The organism is Bradyrhizobium erythrophlei, assembly GCF_900142985.1.
In the GTDB taxonomy this organism is placed as follows: domain Bacteria; phylum Pseudomonadota; class Alphaproteobacteria; order Rhizobiales; family Xanthobacteraceae; genus Bradyrhizobium; species Bradyrhizobium erythrophlei_B.
This window is the reverse complement of the sequence record NZ_LT670849.1, coordinates 5224434-5242761: the sequence shown is the minus strand read 5'-3', so window position 1 is coordinate 5242761 and position 18328 is coordinate 5224434. Positions and strand designations below refer to the sequence as shown.

The 18328-nt window shown below is 58.0% G+C and carries 17 protein-coding genes; all 17 read right to left on the bottom strand.

Annotated elements, in window-relative coordinates:
• Positions 1–9: 9 nt before the first annotated feature.
• Positions 10–1293, bottom strand: coding sequence for a nucleotide sugar dehydrogenase (locus BUA38_RS24930; protein WP_072822085.1), 1284 nt, complete (start codon positions 1291–1293; stop codon positions 10–12).
• A gap of 107 nt (positions 1294–1400) precedes the next feature.
• Positions 1401–3368, bottom strand: coding sequence for an asparagine synthase (glutamine-hydrolyzing) (gene asnB, locus BUA38_RS24925; RefSeq protein WP_072822083.1), 1968 nt, complete (start codon positions 3366–3368; stop codon positions 1401–1403).
• The gene (locus BUA38_RS24920) at positions 3368–4315 is read right to left on the bottom strand and encodes a glycosyltransferase family 2 protein (protein ID WP_276328175.1); all 948 of its coding nucleotides are present in this window, start codon (positions 4313–4315) and stop codon (positions 3368–3370) included. The genes asnB and BUA38_RS24920 overlap by 1 nt, the downstream gene beginning before the upstream one ends.
• 2 nt (positions 4316–4317) lie before the next feature.
• Entirely contained in the window at positions 4318–5535 is a 1218-nt protein-coding gene (locus BUA38_RS24915) for a CgeB family protein (RefSeq protein ID WP_072822079.1), read from the bottom strand.
• Positions 5532–6287, bottom strand: coding sequence for a class I SAM-dependent methyltransferase (locus BUA38_RS24910; RefSeq protein WP_072822078.1), 756 nt, complete (start codon positions 6285–6287; stop codon positions 5532–5534). The genes BUA38_RS24915 and BUA38_RS24910 overlap by 4 nt, the downstream gene beginning before the upstream one ends.
• Before the next feature lie 37 nt (positions 6288–6324).
• Positions 6325–7014, bottom strand: a complete 690-nt coding sequence (locus tag BUA38_RS24905; RefSeq protein WP_244553042.1) for a DUF268 domain-containing protein — start codon at positions 7012–7014, stop codon at positions 6325–6327.
• Between the two features lie 63 nt (positions 7015–7077).
• Positions 7078–7917: a glycosyltransferase family 2 protein gene (locus BUA38_RS24900; protein WP_072822074.1), complete on the bottom strand. Its 840-nt coding sequence runs from the start codon at positions 7915–7917 to the stop codon at positions 7078–7080.
• 19 nt (positions 7918–7936) lie between these two features.
• Positions 7937–9121 carry a glycosyltransferase family 4 protein gene (locus BUA38_RS24895; RefSeq protein WP_072822072.1) on the bottom strand — a complete coding sequence of 395 codons (1185 nt, stop codon included), beginning with the start codon at positions 9119–9121 and terminating at the stop codon, positions 7937–7939.
• 5 nt (positions 9122–9126) lie between these two features.
• Complete coding sequence (locus BUA38_RS24890) at positions 9127–10248, bottom strand: DegT/DnrJ/EryC1/StrS family aminotransferase (RefSeq protein WP_072822070.1); 1122 nt, start codon at positions 10246–10248, stop codon at positions 9127–9129.
• Complete coding sequence (locus BUA38_RS24885; RefSeq protein WP_156898705.1) at positions 10232–10609, bottom strand: hypothetical protein; 378 nt, start codon at positions 10607–10609, stop codon at positions 10232–10234. The genes BUA38_RS24890 and BUA38_RS24885 overlap by 17 nt, the downstream gene beginning before the upstream one ends.
• Before the next feature lie 22 nt (positions 10610–10631).
• On the bottom strand, positions 10632–11489 hold the full coding sequence (locus BUA38_RS24880; protein ID WP_156898704.1) for a methyltransferase, TIGR04325 family: 858 nt from the start codon (positions 11487–11489) through the stop codon (positions 10632–10634).
• 31 nt (positions 11490–11520) lie between these two features.
• Positions 11521–12366: a hypothetical protein gene (locus BUA38_RS24875; protein WP_197685875.1), complete on the bottom strand. Its 846-nt coding sequence runs from the start codon at positions 12364–12366 to the stop codon at positions 11521–11523.
• A 71-nt stretch (positions 12367–12437) separates the two neighbouring features.
• Positions 12438–13247, bottom strand: coding sequence for a hypothetical protein (locus BUA38_RS24870; protein ID WP_083587758.1), 810 nt, complete (start codon positions 13245–13247; stop codon positions 12438–12440).
• A 128-nt stretch (positions 13248–13375) separates the two neighbouring features.
• Complete coding sequence (locus tag BUA38_RS24865; RefSeq protein WP_244553328.1) at positions 13376–14083, bottom strand: FkbM family methyltransferase; 708 nt, start codon at positions 14081–14083, stop codon at positions 13376–13378.
• A 72-nt stretch (positions 14084–14155) separates the two neighbouring features.
• Positions 14156–15946, bottom strand: coding sequence for an ABC transporter ATP-binding protein (locus BUA38_RS24860; RefSeq protein ID WP_172806087.1), 1791 nt, complete (start codon positions 15944–15946; stop codon positions 14156–14158).
• Positions 15947–16056: 110 nt separating this feature from the next.
• Positions 16057–17106 carry a nucleotidyltransferase family protein gene (locus BUA38_RS24855; protein WP_072822062.1) on the bottom strand — a complete coding sequence of 350 codons (1050 nt, stop codon included), beginning with the start codon at positions 17104–17106 and terminating at the stop codon, positions 16057–16059.
• A 34-nt stretch (positions 17107–17140) separates the two neighbouring features.
• Positions 17141–18301 (bottom strand): LegC family aminotransferase, encoded by a 1161-nt coding sequence (locus BUA38_RS24850; protein WP_072822060.1) that lies wholly within the window; start codon positions 18299–18301, stop codon positions 17141–17143.
• Positions 18302–18328 lie beyond the last annotated feature (27 nt).

The following is an 18328-nucleotide window of genomic DNA, read 5'->3' as shown; positions in this document are numbered from 1 at the left end:
GTTCCGCGCTCACAACCGCCATAGCTCGACGTCATCAGGCTTTTGGCTGCGGTCGAGTTTCATCTTGATATCGAAGACCAGACCCGAGCCGCCAACCAGCAACTTTTGGATCAGCGGCCAGCCACCTTCAACATAGCTGCCATGCGCGACCGCCAGAATGACCGCATCAGCCGGACCTAAAGCGCCGAGCTCGGTAATGGTCAAGCCGTATTCATGCTTCGCGTCTTCGGGGCTCGCGAGAGGATCGTGTACCTGCACCTTAAGGCCGAAGGATTCGAGTTCGCGGACGATGTCGACAACGCGGGAGTTGCGCGTGTCCGGAACATCCTCCTTGAAGGTCAGGCCGAGAATCGTGACGACGCCCCCTGCTCCCTTTCGCCGCAACAATCCTCTCACGCATTCCTTGGCGACGCGCTGGCCCATGCCGTCGTTGATCCGCCGGCCGGCGAGAATGACCTCGGGGTGATAGCCGGCCTTTTCGGCCCGGTAGGTCAGGTAATACGGATCGACCCCGATGCAGTGGCCGCCGACGAGGCCGGGTTGAAAGGGAAGGAAATTCCATTTCGTGCGGGCGGCGGCAAGCACATCGCCGGTGTCGATCTTAAGCGCCTGAAAGATCAGCGAGAGCTCGTTCATGAAGGCGATGTTGAGATCGCGCTGCGTGTTCTCGATCACCTTGGCGGCTTCGGCGACCTTGATCGAGGGCGCACGATGAATGCCGGCTTTCACGACCGCCCCGTAAACGCTGGCGACGATATCGAGGGTTTCCGGATTCTGTGCTGAAACCACTTTCGTGATCGATTCAAGACGATGCTGCTTGTCGCCGGGATTGATGCGTTCCGGCGAATAGCCGATGTTGAAATCGGCGCCCACTTTCAGGCCAGAACACTGTTCCAAAATAGGCGCGCATTCTTCTTCGACCGCGCCGGGATAGACGGTCGACTCGTAGACGACAATATCGCCCTTCTTGAGGGCCGCGCCCACAAGACGCGACGCCTCGAAGATGGCGCGAAGATCGGGCTGCCGCGCCTCATCGATCGGGGTCGGCACCGTCACGATAAAGAAATCGCTCTCGCGAAGGCTTTCGGCCTCGCTGGTAAACCTGAGCGCTGGATGCTTGAGATCGGCTGTCTCGACTTCGCGCGTGCGGTCCTGCCCGCTCTTCAGCTCCCGGACACGCGACACGTCGATATCGAACCCCGTGACCACAAAACCTTCGCGCGCGAAGGCGACCGCAACGGGCAGCCCGACATAACCCAAACCGATAACTGCGATTTTCCGCCGCGACGACATCAAGTGACTTCCAGACCCAAGGGTTGTTTAGCTGTTGGCAAGGAGTTCGCAAGGGGAAACGGCTGAAATGGCTAACCCCTCTCGTCCCGACTCCGGACTGGCGCCGGTCAATTCGTGCACCATTGATCGTGCCAGGCCTGCACCATCAAGACATTCCATAGCCAGGAGCCATGGTTGCGGCGGCCGCTCATATGCTCGCTCACCCGCGCGGTCACGCGGCCGACGTTGAACAGACCCTGGGTTTGCAGCCGCGCCGGCGACAAAAGATCGCTGGCCCAGGGCTTGAGTGGGCCACGGAGCCAGTCGTCGATCGGAATGCCGAAACCGGTCTTCGGCCGGTCGACCAGGGCGGCCGGCACGTGCTGATCGAGCAACTGCCGGATCAGCCATTTGCCGCGGCCGTCGCGAACCTTCATGTCTGGTGGAATTCGGGCGGCAAATTCCACCACGTCCTTGTCAAGAAAAGGCACGCGGGTTTCCAGCGCAACCGCCATCGCGGCGCGATCGACCTTTTGCAGGATGTCGTCAGTCAGGTAGCTCAGGGAATCCGCGAGCGTCATGCGATCGAGCGGATCGAGCGCGGCGTTCACCTTGTCCATCTCATCGGCCGACCAGCTTTCGCCCTCCTCGCCGTGAAGGATCGTCTGCGCCGGGTCGCGGTCGATCGAACAGAGCTCCCGGTACATGTCATCGAACGACGTCGAGCCAACGATACGCGCAAGCTTGGCCGCCTGGTCACCGGCGCGTCGGATATTGAATCGCTGCGGCAATAGCGGCGCCATCATACGCGCGATCGTGTCAGTGGGCTCCGGCGAGATCGCACGCAGCACCGCGCCGAGCATATGTCTGAGCGGCGCCGGCAACGCGCCAAATCGCCGGCTCAGGCTGTTACCCCAGACATGACGATTGTAGCCGCCGAACAGCTCATCACCGGCATCGCCCGACAGCGCCACCGTGACATGCTGCCGTGCGAGCACCGACACCAGATGCGTCGGGATCTGCGAGGAATCGCCGAACGGCTCGTCATACATCGTGGGCAGCTTCGGAATGACATTCCGCGCCGTCTGCGGATCAACATAAAGCTCGGTATGCGAGGTGCCGAGGTGAGCGGCAACCTTGCGCGCCTCGGCCGCTTCGTCGAACGCGTCTTCCCGAAAGCCAATCGTGAAGGTGCGAACCGGCTGGCTGGCTTGCGCCTGCATCAGCGCAACGATGGTGGATGAATCGATCCCGCCGGACAGGAATGCCCCGAGCGGCACATCCGACAGGCATTGACGCTTCACCGCGATCGACAGCAGGCGCTGCAACTCGGCAACCGCCTCCCGTTCGTCCGCGATGCGCTTCGTCTGCGCCGCCACGACCGTCTCACGCAACGACCAATACGACTTTGGCTCCGGCATGACGCCTGGAGCGGTACCCGGGGCAAAGGTGACGCAAGACGCAGACGGCAGCTTCCGGATGCCCGTCCATATGGTGGCTGGCGCGGGAACATAAGCGTAACGCATTAACGAGGTCAGCGAAGAGCGATCGAGCGCCGGAGACCATGCGGGATGTGTCCCGAGCGCCTTCAGTTCGGAGCCAAAGACCAGATCTCGCCCGCACCAGCCGTAAAACAGCGGCTTCTCGCCAAAGCGATCGCGGGCGAGCGTCAGCGTCCGCTCCTTCGCGTCCCACAGCGCCAGCGCAAACATGCCTACGAGGCGCTGGAACGCCGCCTGCGCGCCCCAGTGCCTGAAGGCGCAAAGCAATGTTTCGGTGTCGGAATGTCCGCGCCAGTTCGGCGCCTCGCCCGCGGCCTCCAGTTCGGCCCTGATGTCGAGGTGGTTGTAGATCTCGCCGTTGAACGTCACCGTGAAGCGGCCGCAGTCGCTGTGCATCGGCTGGCTGCCTGCCTGCGACAGGTCAAGAATGGAAAGCCGGCGATGACCGAAGGCAACGCCCGCTGACGCACTGGCCCAGTAGCCCTCCGCGTCCGGCCCGCGATAAGTCAGCGCATCGGTCATGAACTTCGCAATCGTCGAAAGCTCGCCTTCCTCGCCCCCGCCCGGGCGAAACAGACCCGCAATGCCGCACATCAGCCCGCGCCCCTGACGGTACTGGAGCGGAGGACATCTAGCTCTTCCTGCAACTGCCGCCAGGTCTCGGCAACCACGGGCGAGACCGGCTTGAAGCGCCGTGATTGCATCAGCCGGTTGAAACCCAATGCCAGCGTCGCAACATCCGCGACACCCTTTACAACGTGGTTTGAGATCCCAAGCAACGCAGGGAAAACCTTCCCCGTCGCCATTCCATTGCGCCAGGCAGATCTCGCGAACGTCGCCCGGCCCGGGATGAGCTTCCTCAGCGCCAGTTGATCCTGACGATAGCCGAGGAGAACCTGATCGAGGCCGCCGAGCCTGCTGTGGCGAAAACTGCGCAGCAGCAAATCCTGATCTTCTGCATATCGCAGCCTGGCGTCGTAGGGATTGTTGCGAAACCAATCGCTGCGTCCACACCAGGTCGGGTGCGGGAGCGCAAAGCCGGCAAAAGGACGCTCAACAATGTCGCGATGTTCAAGACCGGCCGGCATCTCGCCGATTACTACGCCGCGGCTCGTGAAAACCAAAGCGCCGCAACCGATCAGATCGAGCTGTGGTTCTTGCCGCAAGCGGGCAACCTGCTGCGAAAGCCGTTCTGGAAAGCAGATGTCGTCGGCGTCCATCCGGGCAATGAACTCGCCTCTTGCGAGAGCAACCGCCTGATTGAGACGCGCCGCGAGGCCAGCGGACTGGGCTTCACGGACAAGGCAGATACGATCGTCGTTAAAGCCTTCGACGATGGCGCTGCTCTGGTCCGACGAGCCGTCGTCGATGACAATCAGCTCCCAATCTTGCAGCGTCTGCATGATAACCGAGCGCACCGCCGCACCCACGGTCGGGGCGCTGTTGCGCATCGACATGATGACCGAGACTGACGGATAGCTTTTCGGTTTCCCGTTTGTCGCTGCGTGGATCGTGTTGATCGGATGTCCTATCCCTACCACGTTTAGCTTTCGTGATAGAATAGTCGGCCTGGCACACCGCTTGCACGATATGTAGTTGCCCCACAGATGCGCCACGACAATTCGTACAGGAGCCGGCGAGCGGCGCGTGGCCCTCGCTTGCGGCCAAAGGCCATGACAAGCGGACCGCTCGTCAGAGTGCGAAGCCAGGCCAGTGCTCCATTCCTGCGGTGACGTGAAACCGCGCGCGTAAGCGCATCCGGCGACAGCGTCCATGCCTGGCTCTTTCGCTTGGCTCCAATCTCCAAAAGCCTGACCAGGATTGCTGCGAAGCGCTTCTCGTAGGTATGGTCATTTCGAGTGCGCGCGTGGCCGGCGCGCGCGATCGTGTCGCGTTCATCGGTGTGTTCTAGGAAATAACGCGCTCGCGCCACCAACTCCTGCGGAGACGAGAAAGTCGCAATCTCCGCGTTTGGGATGAAATATCGCTCGAGTCCCGGTGCCACCTCCGTCAATAAAAACCCGCCGGCGCCAGGAACCTCAAACGTACGTGCTTTGATTTGACGACCGCCGCCTTTGGTGCTGTCGGGATTTTGGCCCGCCCCGGAAAAATTCAACGAAATCCGCGAGGCTCGAAAAATCTCGGGAATGCGGGCGGAGTCGACGACACCATTCTCCGTGCGATGCCCAAAACAGGCGACCGAGACCCCGGCACGACGCAGCGATTCGATCCACGTAGCGCGATAACCGTACATGCTGCCGACGAAACTTACGTCATAACCGCATTGGGCGGACGGACGCGGAATTCCGAGATCAGTCTCGGAGGCAGCCCATTGTGACAGCATGACGTTGTCGATTCCCCACGACCGCGCGTTCTCGTCTGCGCTGCGATCAGTCGTTACGTGGAGATCGACGTGGCCCGCAAAGAACCGCGAAGCCTGTGCGAACTTCCAAGAATCGTCGGTGCCCCAATTGACAATCAGCGCAGGGCTGTTGGCGCGGATCAAGTCCAGCGTGTCGAACCAGATCTCGTAATGCATCAGCACACAGAAAATCACATCAGGCTGAAACGTAACAACGCGTTCCAATAGCGCGACATTCAGTGCAGCGAAATCCGCATGCAGCGAGCGGTCGCCCGAATCGAAAAAGCTGATCTCGTGGCCCAAGCGCTCCAACGTCGGAACGAAGTGCACATAATCATAGTTCTCTCCGCGCTCCGACCTGCCGTAGGCAAATCGGCTTAATACACACAGGATCTTCATGGGACCGGAGCGACCCGCTTGCGGATGGCCGATACATGATAACCGACGGTGAAGCGACGTTCACGGTCGAAGCGGTCGAGCAGCTTCGCCGCAACCGGCACACCGACAAGCAGCACTGGTGCAAACAGAAGCCAGAAAGGCAGCCAAGCCAATTGCGTCAACCAGGGCGCCGCAAAGCCGAATGGCCGGGTCATACGGACAAAGCGAATGGTCTCCTGCGAGATATGCCGCAAGCTGCCCGCGTTGGAAGAGACCGTCACAGACTCGAAGCCAGCATCGTCCAAGAATTTATCGTACCAATAAGGCGTGTAACCGCCGTAAAAATGATAAGGCTCTTGATGGATCCCTGAGCCCAGCGGGGCAGTAAGGATTAGGCGGCCTCCGGGGGCAACGATCCGGGCGATTTCACGCACCACGGCGATAGGTTCGGGAACGTGCTCCAGGACCTCGGTGCAGATGACAGCGTCGAAGCTGGCGTCCGGCACAGGCAACGTTTTCGCATCAGAGACGACGTCGATAGGCGCATAGCGGCCGTAACGCAGTTGTTCGTTCTTCAGCTGCGCAAAGTCGTGTGTCTTGTAAATGCAGTGGGCAAACAGCGCCCGATAGGGGGCTGAACCGGCGCCAACGTCAAGCACTTTTGACCCCGCGGGTATCTGCGCCGCCTGCTCCGCGACCCAGATATCGCGGTTGCGCACGTTGAACGCGAAGAAGTCGCTGTTGGCAAGGGAATGTCGCAATCCGGAAAGCATCAGGAAAAGTGAAAGTTGAAGGAAACGCCGACCGCCTTTAGCGCTGAAATTCGAAAAAACCGCAACCGTAGTCGAGTTGCGGAACGTGTTCGTGCGAAGCCCCTTGATAAAGCGCGCCCTCGTCCGACACATAAGCGAAACCGGTCAAGCGCAATTGTGGGAACCATGAAACGATCGTCGCAGGCATAAACACGCGATGGGCGTTGAAACAGACCCGCTCTCGCCCGATCGGTGTCGATAGATAGAGTTTTCCACCGGCTCCGATCACGCGCTGCAACTCCAGCGCAGCCAGACGCGCGCCATCCGGATTGATCGGATCGCCATATCGCCCGAGGCCGATATGCTCGATGACGTGTAGACAGGACAGGCTCGCCAGCGAACGATCGGCAAACGGCAACCGATTTATGTCGGCCGCAACACAATTCAGTCCGCGTTGATGAACAACGAGCGGCCGATAGTCGACAAAGATCGTCGGTACATGTGCTGAAAGAACACCTATCGCCAAGATGCTCGAGCCAACATCGACATGCTGGTTCGGCTTGGCTTCGGCAAGCCGCCGCGCCAGCCAGTTGCCTTGATAAAAATAGTGCGGATCGAACGGCGTTTCTGGCAATCGATCGGCAAGACAGGGATAACTGTCGGCGACGGCGACCGACCACTCCCCAGCCTGTTTGCGAAACGTGAGCCAATCCGCCAGGTAGCGCGGCAAATATCGCAAAGCGACCAAGCGACGCAAATCGAATACCGCTCCAATCCAACGCTTGGCAAATTCTGTCATCGCAAGACGTCATTAAAACTGATTTTTTGCAGGCCAGTAGGCGCCACATGGCAAAGCCGTCACCGATGTGCCGACAAGATCGGGCCTGCGCCACCTTAGCGGTCCAAGGCGTGCACGAGCACTCATTGCCAGTCGGTTAATTCCGCCATAGAGCGCTTTCGAAAACTTACCCGACTGCATTGCCTTAATTTCCCTGTTTCTTGTTCGGCGGCGCTCATTGTTGTAATCGATCAGGCCCGAGATCGACTTCTGCCCGGCATGGCGACGGAAGGCGCTAAACGTGACAGGCACATAACTAGCACAACCAGCCAAAGCCATTCTCAGGAAAAGATCGTAGTCAGCGGCATATCGCAACCTGGCGTCCATTCCCCCGATCTTGTGGTAAAGTTCGCGGCGCCAGAAGCAGGAGTCTTGCAAGGGAGTCCAACCGCCATAGAGCATGGCGGCTCGCAGATCAGGAACCCAGCCACGGCTGAAAGCGAGAATCTTGTTATTTTCGTCAACATAGAAATCGTCTCCAAAAATAAGATCCATGCCCGGCTCAAACATTGTTCGGGCAGCGTCGAACGCACCTGCAAGATAAAGATCGCCAGCATTGATCCAACAAAGAATATCCCCGCTTGCCCGCGCAAAGCCCTTGGCGATCGCATCGGCATATCCGTTGTCGGGCTGACTCACCCAACCGGTGAGCCGCTTTTCGTGGCGCTTGATGATATCGAGGCTTTCATCCGTCGACCCGCCATCGATGACAAAATATTCGTCGCCGTCACGGAGATTGGCGAGCACCGAAGCAATGGTGTCCTCCAGATAGCGCCCCATGTTGAAGGACGGAGTGACGACGGAAATACGCATTGCCCTATGGAACCGAAACTCAAGGCCAGCAGCGGCGAATTGCGGCGAATTGATCTAAAAAGCCGATCGCGCCCGCCACGTAATCGGACGGAGTGAAACGTTTTGCCCTGGCGAGACCCGCTGCGGCCAGACGCCCACGCAATGCGCCGTCCGATGTCAACCGTTCGACGGCTTCCGAAATGCCCTTGGGATCGCCCGGCTCACACATCAAGGCGGCATCGCCTAGCTGCTCGTTAGCCCCTGGAATTTGTGAGGCAATTACCGGACAGCCGAGCGCGAATGCTTCCAGCGGCGGCATGTTTTCTGGTCCGCACCAGGACACATAAGTCAGCGCCAGCGCTTCGCGATAGAGCGCAACGAGATCCTCGCGGGAGACGAAGCCCAGGAAGCGAACCAGCTCGGAAATTCCCTCACGCGCGGCCAGATCGGCGACAAACTGGCGGTTGCCCGTGTCGGAGCCAACCAAAGCAAGATGGATTTCCCGGCCTCGCCGCTTCAACTCCGAGATCGCAAGCAGGAGATTGGCGTGGTTCTTGTGCGGCCAGAATTGCGCGGGATAAAGCACAAAGGGCTGTTTGAGTCCGAGACGCGCGACCGCGGACGCGCTCTCGAAGGGAGCTGCGGCAAGAGCGTAGGACGGCGTCGGGTGCGGCAGGATCAACACATTCTCAGCAGGGATCTGGAAAAACTGCTTCAGCTGCTCGCGGCCGACATCCGTTCCTGTAACGATTTTTGTCGCACGCTGCAGGAACCAGCGATGCGATGCTTCACGGCTGTCCCAGACACCGCCCGCGCTCATTTCCGGAAACCACGGCGTCGCACGATGCTGGAGGTCCCAGACCACCGTCATGTAAGGAAGGTCCGTCCGCTGCTGATGCGCACTGAGAAACCAGATGAAGTCGATCTTCTCTGCGCGCGCGACACGATCGAGATCGCTCGGACGGCGCCAATGCGCCCTCACCGCCTCGATTTCGCGAAACAGCATTGAACGGATACGACCGGTACGTTGCGGAACATCCGCAACGCCCAGACTTCCTGACAGCGCTTGTTTCAGCGGCTCCCCTGCCGCCGAGGGCGCAAGCACCGTGAAGCGGTGCGCCGACGACGAGGCCGCGTCCTTCAACGCCCACAGGACCTCCTGCTCGAAGGTGTGGCCGCCGCCCGATTGCGGGTCGAAACCCGCAATCACCGCCCCGACATGCATTCGCGTCAGCGCCTCGCCTTGGCGATTGCCCCGCAGACGCGGGCGATCGAAGGGCGGTCAAGCTGGTTGCCGGACGGGAGATAAAACCCGTCAGACCACAGCCCTTCCGCGACCGGGCAAGGAATGTCACGGTGACCATCCTGCGCCCGAAGGAACGGCTGCATGTTCATCGGACAGAAGAACGTTCGCGTTTCGATGCCCTGCTCCGACAGAATCGCTGCCAACTCATCGCGGCTGCGGCCGAATTCCGGCTTGATGACGATCGCATACATCCAATAGACGTTGAACGCCTCGGGCAATTCTGCCGGCAGCTGAATGCCCGGAATGTTCCCAAGAAACTCGCCATAGGTCGCCGCAACGCGCCGCTTCTCGGTAATGAAGTGATCGATCTTGGCGAGCTGGGCGAGACCAAGCGCGGCCTGCATCCCGGTCATCCGAAAATTGAAGGCCGGCACTTCGTGATAGAAGCGCGGCTTGCCGAACCCAAGGTTGCGCAACAAACGCAATTTATCGGCAAGCGCCGCATCGTTGGTGGTGACCATCCCGCCTTCACCGGTCGTGATGATTTTGTTGGCGTAAAAGCTGAAGCAGGCCATGTCTCCGAAACTGCCGGTCATGCGGCCTTGCCAGGTGGCGCCGTGCGACTCCGCGCAATCCTCGATGACGACGAGATTGTGCCGGCGAGCGATGGCCATGATCTTGTCCATCTCGCAGGGGTGACCGAACAGATGGACCGGGATGATCGCCTTGGTCTTCGTCGTGATGAGGCCTTCGATCAGGTCGGGATCGAGATTCCATGTTACCGCTTCCGAATCGATCGGCACGGAGACCGCTCCGTTGTGATAGGCGGCGAGCGAGGTCGCAATATTGGTCGAGGCGCTCATCAGAACTTCATCGCCACGGCCGATGCCGGCGGCTGCAACTGCTAGCTGCAGCGCGGTCGTGCCACTTGTAACGGCAATGCCGAATTTGCATCCGGCAAATGCCGCGAAGCGTTCCTCGAATTCCGGCAACGCCTTGCCGAACGAGCCTGAAATTTCGCCGCGCCGCAGTGCCGCAAGAACCGATTGAATTTCGTCCTCGCCGATGTCCGGTTCGTGAACCGGAATTCTATTTTGTGCTGACATTGACCTTATCGAGTTTATCGCCGAAAAACGGCCCTTGCTTGACGCTGACACACTGCATGTCCTCGATCACGCGGACCGCATGAACACCGTGTACGAGATTAATCGCATCGCCGACTTTCAGAATGACCTCGCGAAACTTTTCACCGTCGCTGGTGAAAAAATCAATCGCGACAACGCCGCGCTGCACGACGAACATCTGCTGAAGATCGCTGATCTTCCGGTCGATCGGATGATGGAAGTGAGCGGGCTCGATGAAGCCAGCTTCGTGCGCCAGCAACCCGAACTGCAGCGACGAGTTTGCATCGGAGTAGAAGCGGCTTTTCTCAACCGTCGTGCCGGCCCAGATCACCTCGGCAAACAACGTTCCATCGCGCTCGATGCGTTCATACGACATGCAAATTACCCCGCTCGGACCTTCTTTCCCATACCTTCCCGAGAAATCGCACGCTCTCCCCGCGAACAAACATCTCCGGATCTACGGTTTCGAATTGTCCTATTTCCAGATAATCGCCTCCGAAAACCGACGCGAATTTTTCGTTGCTGAATGCTCTGAACGGAAGCCTAGCCGGAAAGATCTCGTCCGAAACGACTTGAACTGTATACAAATCCCGGGCCGAAGAGCAGAACGGATTTCGGTCGACGACAATGAACTCGGGATTAAGCGAGACAGCTTTTGCGAGAATGCCGAACGGGTCATCGAGATATTGCAGGACGCCAGAAAACAGCACGATGTCCGGCTCCATCTCCAGCGTCGCTGGTTCGATTGTTTCGAAGAAACGAAGGTTTTCGGTAGCAAACTCTCGACCGGCGACCACCAGTTTCGGAGTTTCGACAATATGCCACCGGACCGACCGAATATCCTTGAGAAATGGCTGACACTGCCTATACGTGGAGCCCAACGCGCCGCCAAAGTCGAGGACAGACAGCGAGTCTCCGCTTCGAATGGCTGAACGGAGCAAGAAGGTCAACAACGGAAATGGCGGCATCGCCGCACGAAATATGACCCCGTCGCGATCAAACAGCTGCTCCTCACTATCGACCACCGCACGCGTTGTGTTGACGATCCGAGCAACAATTTGATCCTCGTCGTACCCGCAGGAGTGCTTTTTTGCCTCCTCCCAAGATGGGTACGCTCCGACCAAACCAGTGTTGCCATGTTTGATTCGGTGCATCAGCCAGGGTAAGCCCGGAGGCATCAGGAATCTAGCTAACCGCTTAAGCACCGGCCGGCTCTTCTCCATATCGATCGCGCTGCCCCACAGAGCTAACAATCTATCGGCGCCCGTTCCGCAAACATGTCATGCTCCCGTCGATCACGTCGACCAGTGGAAGGTCCTGGATCAGTTCAACAGCAGCGTGCCGGTCTAGATAGGAGAGCGCGCCGCTTTGGTCGCGAGCCTCACGGAACTCGGCCGGCCGAAACGCACCAGTAGGATCTCGCTTTAGCAAGGATCCAAGAAGGTCGGTCCGGACAAAGAAGGCGTTGTTACCAGCTGAATTACAGCCCACCAAAGCGTAGCCTTTGGATGCCGCAAGATGATTCCAGGCGCCCAGCGAGCAGCCCCAGTACAGATTCGAGTAGTGGGCCCGCGTCCGCTGAAATGAAGGATCGTAGGGTACCGAAACCGTCGACTTCGCACCAAACAGTGCATTGTATTCGGCGACGACAATGCGGGGCGAAATGCAATCGATCGCTTGCCATACCCAATAATCGTTTCCATCAATATCGATCGAGAGAAGTCCAATATCGCCGCCGATACCATGGCGCGAAATCACCTCATTGATATTCTCCGCGGTGACAAAGACACCTTCAGCCTTGAGGTTATGGCGCCAGTATATGGGATCACGGCGGATCGCGGCGATATTCTCGGCAGAGCCATCCATCACGAGGCCCGACCAATTGCGAATGGATAGCAGAAATCGCGTATTCGCCTCGCGATAGTCTTGCACGCCGAACTCGACGAAGATCTTCCGCTCGATTGGCACATGCTGCAAAAGGTGCTCGATGATGCCGTCTTCACCCCACTGAGATGACACCCTGAATTCCGCGGCCGCGAGATCGCCAACGGCAACATTCGCGGTCTGACGCGCCTCGATCCGGCCAAGCGCCTCCTGCACGCGATCAAGCCGTTCGGTCAGGCCCGCGGGCAGGTGCTGAACGGATCTGGCGAGCCTCGCTAATTTTCTGATCATGAAGCCGCTTTTCCGATGTGAGGCGCAAGCCTGCGATAGGCGCGCCGCAGACGATGCTTGATCGCGCGAACAAGAGCCGGCACCGGCGCACCCGCCATGGCGAGCAGCGCCAACTTCCATGCCTCGCGCGCCGGCACGCATTGCTGGACGGCGGTCGCGCTCACACTGATCGGACGGTCGATAACCTGAATCCCGCGGTAACCGCTACGCTCACCGCCATGCGTACCGCTACCGTCAAAGCCGATGTTGAGAGTGACCGAGCGCCGCGGGTAAAGCACCAGTTTTCCGCTGAGAAAGGCTTGCGCATACCAGCGAATTGCCCAGGATTGGTTTTCGCCACGCACTTGAGCCTCCAGCATGCTGGTGTAAGGATACACGCCGTCGACGTCAAAGATTGCCTGAGCGTTGCGGGACCGAATCTGATTGAGTAGCACCAATCCATTGGTCTCGAACGATAACCAGCTGCGCTGCCAGACCCCCCACCCCCAGCAATCCGGGATGTCCAGAAAAAACGTTTCCGGCAGGTCGAAGCCACTGTCAAAGGTGTGACAGCCGACGCTGATCACGCGGTCATCGTCGGCATAGAAATCAAGCGCGTCGTTAACATAGCCAAGAAAAAATGGTGTCGGCACCACGTCGTCCTCGAGCACGATCGCCCGGCCGAACCGGCCGCAGATTTCACTGACTCCGCCAATTATTGAACACGATAGACCGAAATTTTCCTGCCGCTCGATCACTTCGACAGAGGCGAATCCAGTCGTCGCCTTGGCGATCTCGCGAGTCTGCGCAACCAGCGCCGCGTCCATTTCACCTTTCGGTCCGTCGCAGTAGACAATTAGAGCCGAGCGATCCGCGCCAGCATTGAGAGCGAGCGCTCTCAGCACTCGTGCAAGATGCTGCGGACGATTGTACGCAAAGACAACAATCGGCGCTGTCACAGCACGAACTCATCGGCGGCAAAGAACGCACTGTTCACGGCCTTGGCAACTGGACGATAGCCCACGCTGACCATGAGCTGCCCAATCGGCTGCTTGACGAGCTCAAGTTCGGAGACATTCAGAATCTCCGTGACGACGACATCGGGACGAAATTTCGTCCAATCGTTCGAACGCAGCACCTCAAGATCAAGACCCTCTGCATCAACCGTCATGAAGTCGATTTTCTGCCCGGATTTTAGGTGGCGCGCCAGCACAGCGTCCAATCGCTCTACCGGAACGTTGAGCTCCTGCACGATGATGTATCCGCTCGCAGTGACACGCTCCCGCGCAAGCTCAGCGCTGAAAGTGTTGAGCGCGGCGTCGTTGAAACGAAAGAACGTCATTTCCGATGATGCCGGACCGATGCCCATGTTTAGTGTCGTGTCGCGAGCACGATGCTTGCGCAGCAGCGCTGCGCCCGCCGGATCAGGCTCAATGTTGAGGCCCGACCAACCCTCCCGATAAAAATAGGCCGTGTTGGAAAATCGAAATGGATCATGCGCTCCTACGTCGACATAGAAGCCACGCCGCCGCGGCTCCATATAGCGCGCCAGGATGAGATCCTCCCCTTCCTGGGACCAGGATCTTCGTCCCAGCAGCTGCGAACTAGGGATCGAAAAGCGATCGGCCAACCAGTATTTGAGCAGCCCAGATATCGAATGCATCGTCAAGTTTCCTCGACAGATACGACAAGACAGCAAGAAAACTTAATCATGCCGCGAGCTTGTTAATTTGCTTCAGCTTTCGTGCCTCGCCAACCCCTGGAAGACCCGATTGCGTGCGATCAACTCATCAAAAGTGCCCGAATCCACGATGCTTCCGTTTTCGAGAAGGTAAATGACGTCGCAGTCCCTGACCGTCGACAGTCGGTGCGCAATGGTAATGATGGTCTTTCGGTGCGTAAGACGCCGGATCGCGTCCACAACAGCGTCTTCTGTCAGACCATCCAGAGCGCTGGTGGCTTCATCGAAAACAAGGACGGCGGGATCCTGATAAAGGGCTCTGGCAATCGAAATACGCTGACGCTGTCCACCGCTCAAACGAACGCCTCTCTCGCCGACCACGGTTTGATAGCCATCCGGGAGCTGCGAAACGAAATCGTGCAACTGCGCAATGCGCGCGGCAGCTTCTACGCGCGCACCATCGATGAGGGATAGCGGGACACCGAATGCAATATTACTCGATATTGAAGCATCGGACAGAAAGCCCTGCTGAGGGACGTAACCGATGTTTTCCTGCCAGCTCCTTCGGTTTCTATCTTGGATGGGCGTTCCATCGACCAGCAACTCGCCCGAGGACGGGGAGAGAATTCCAAGCAGGATGTCGACAATCGTCGTTTTACCTGCCCCCGTTTCTCCAACCAACCCGACCGTTGAGCATTTGTCGATCCTCAGGCTGATCTCCTTGATCACCACTCCTGAGGCCTGCGGATAGGCATAACCCACCCGATCAAGTGCAATATATTCGTTCAAATGTAGCTGCGCCGGTCTGCTTTCATCCAAGTCATTCGGCTGGCCGTAATTTTCGAGCCCGGCAATCTCACCCGCAACCATTTCAACCGATGGCCAATTGAACCGCACCGAAGTAAAATTCTGAAACATGGCCTGGAACGCCGGCATCAATCGATAGCCGGTGAATGCATAGAGAACCAGGAGGGGGACCGCGGCCTGAAAATCGCGGCCTGTATTCAACAAGAACAATACGACGAAGATGACGGACCCAAATGCCGTCGTCTCGACGAGATAACGGGGCACTGCCGCAATAACGTTGTATCTTGTCTGATAAATCCGTAGCCGATTGGAAGCCTCGTAAAATCGACGAAAATAGAAGCCCTCGCGACCGAGCAGCTTGAGCTCCTTGATCCCACCAAAAGCCTCTGACGCGATGGCAAACAGCGACCTTCTTTCGATCTGGCTTTTCTCGCCGTACCACGAAACCCGCCTTCGCGTTACGAGGAAGATCGCGGCGTAAGCTCCACCGAAGGTCGCCAGAAAAATAGCTGCCAGAATCGGATCAACGATGATGACCAACAGCAAGATAAGGGCGGCCGCAACGATTTTGGAGATTGCCTGAAGTCCCGGCAACAGCACGCCATTTACGACCCCCTCGACCTCGCCAATTGTGCTGAGCAGGAGACCGGAACTGTTGCGCCTCAAGAAAAAGTCATAGCGTTGGCTCAAGTAGCTGCTCAAAATCCGCAGCGAAAGCCCCCTGCTCACTTCATAGGAAAACTTCAGAATTGACGCCTGAACAACAAATGTCGCAGCGTTGCTTATCAACACGATCGATAAACACGCGATCCCCAAAATCGAAAGAAACTCGTTGATCGTCGACGCGCCGGAATATTCGTAGGCAAGGGCCATCGCCTTCGCTTCGTGAACGTATTCCGGTTTTGCTATGATCGCCATAAACGGCAGGATCGACGAAATTCCCAGAACATCCGCCACGCCGGTCATCAGCAAGCCGCCGAGAACGAAATACAAGCGCCGCTTCTCGCCCTGCGTCAGAACAGACAACAATTTGCGCAACGAAGCGCGGCTCAGCACATCCGTGGCGGATCGCGGCGATCTGGAGTGTTCTTGGAATTCTTGCATTGAGGGGCGAGAGCGCTTTTTGAAGCTAGACCAGCTATTCCGGGCTAAATACGCCCAATCGAGCCGGCTACCGCACGGTTGAAATCGTCGAATCTTCCGATGTCGGCCCAACGCTCGTGTATCGGAAACATCTTTACCAATTTCCGATCCGAAATTGCGCGCCTTATGAGATCAGGCATATCCAGCCTGACGTTTGGGGCAACAGAATTTAACAGCGCCGGAGAGAGCACATAAATTCCCGCATTAACAAAAAACTTGTGCGTCGGCTTTTCGACCACGTCGAGCACGTCAGCGCCGTCTGTTTTGACCACTCCGTAAGGAACCTGAATATCGTGCTCACGCACGCACATCGTCAAAGCCGCTTCTGTCTTGGTGTGGAACGCAAGCAACGCGGGGACATCTACATCCGTGACGACATCACCGTTTATCACGATCAGAGGCTGCCCTTCGCGCCGCTCAAGCAAGCCGAGAGCTCCGGCCGTTCCTAGCGGCTCCTTTTCTTCAATGTAACTGATCTTTGCATCCCACCGAGATCCATCGCCGAAATGCGATTTGATCATATCGGGGAGGTAGTGAACGGAGATAGCGAACCTGAGAAATCCGGCAGCGATAAATCTCTCGATTGTGCGCTCCAGGATTGGCTTGCCGTCCACCTCAAGCATCGGCTTAGGGCAACTCAGCGTCAACGGATGGAGACGCGTTCCGAAACCTCCAGCCATTATGAAAACGAGATTGTTTCTTGAATGCGGCTGCGTCAGCTCCCGATGAACGTGAACACCAAGCACCTCGTTTTGATCGTTGACTATCGGAATCACCAGGAGATCATGCTGCTCCATGATTGAGAGCACGAGCTCGCGGTCGGCGGTTGGCGGTAAGGTGCGAGGATTCGGATTCATGACTCGCGTCACGCTATCCGTCAGGAGAACACGGGCAATCAACGCGCGGCGGGTATCACCATCGGAGACGGTGCCAAGGATTTTTCCTGCTGCCGAGACGACAAATGCAATTCGCAAGCCGCCGGCATTAATCGCCTTCAGCGCGTCCTCCATCGTCTGTTCCGGAGCGACGACAGCCTTTTTCCAACTAGAGTCCATTAACCCACCTGCATTCAGGAAATGCCGTCATTGGTCAAAGTTGCACTAACGCGGGGCCGCTGGGAATGTTGACGATACGGGCCGCCATGCCTTCGGCGCCTGATAGGTCCATCCGAGGAGAAGATTCAAACATGGGCAGTGTGTGCATGAGCCGCCAAACGGGCCGCGCGCCGTATCCCGCATCGTTCAGCGCGCTCAAAACCTGATCGCGCTGATCCGCAATTTCCTCGTCCAGGATCAATGTTTGCAGCCAATAGTTGGACTGCGTATCGTTACCCTCGCGAAGCAGCCGAACAGCCGGGATCTTCTCGATGACAGCTGCGTAGCGATCGGCCAAGATTCGCTTTCGCAAAACAAAATTATTGATATTGCGAAGCTGCGCTACGCCCAACGCAGCATTGATGTTTGGCATGCGATAGTTATAGCCCACCATGTCGTGAATAAACTCCATGCGATGGGCCACGCGAGCCGTTGTCGAAAGGTGCTTTATGCGCCGCGCGAGATCGGCGTCATTGGTCAGAACGGCGCCCCCACCGCCAGTCGTAATGATTTTATTGCCGTTGAAACTCAGCGTCCCGAGCAAGCCAAATGTTCCAGCGTGGCGTCCTTTATAGGTGCTACCCATCGCTTCCGCAGCGTCTTCGATAACGGGAATTTTGTATCTTTCCGAGATATCGGCCAGATGGTCCATATCGACAGGATGGCCAAAAACATGGACCGGCAAAATCGCCGCGAGCCTCGCGCCGGTGCTCTTGTTGAAGGCGGAGCCGCCGCGGAGCTCGAGGATCCCATCGAGATACGCTTCGAGCGCTTCAATATCAATCTCCGGCGCGTTCGGTAAACTGTCGATGAAATGGGGCGTCGCCCCGCAATACGCGATCGGATTGACCGTCCCAATGAATGTAAGCGCCGGCACCAGAACTTCGTCGGACCTTCCAACTCCGGCAGCGACCAATGCGACATGCAGGGCGGCGGTCCCATTGGTAACCGCAATCGCGTGACTGGCGCCGGTATACTCGGCAAGACCCCGCTCAAAGGCATCCACGAACTTGCCGACGCTCGAAACCCAACCGGTCTCGACACATTCGCGGGTGAGCTTTTCTTCGTCGCCTTCGAACAACGGTTCGTGCAGCGCGGCTGGATTCGTTCCGATGACAGAGCGTACGGCTGAGGTGATCTGTTCAGACAGTGTCATTGTTGTATCAGACCGCGCAAACGTCAC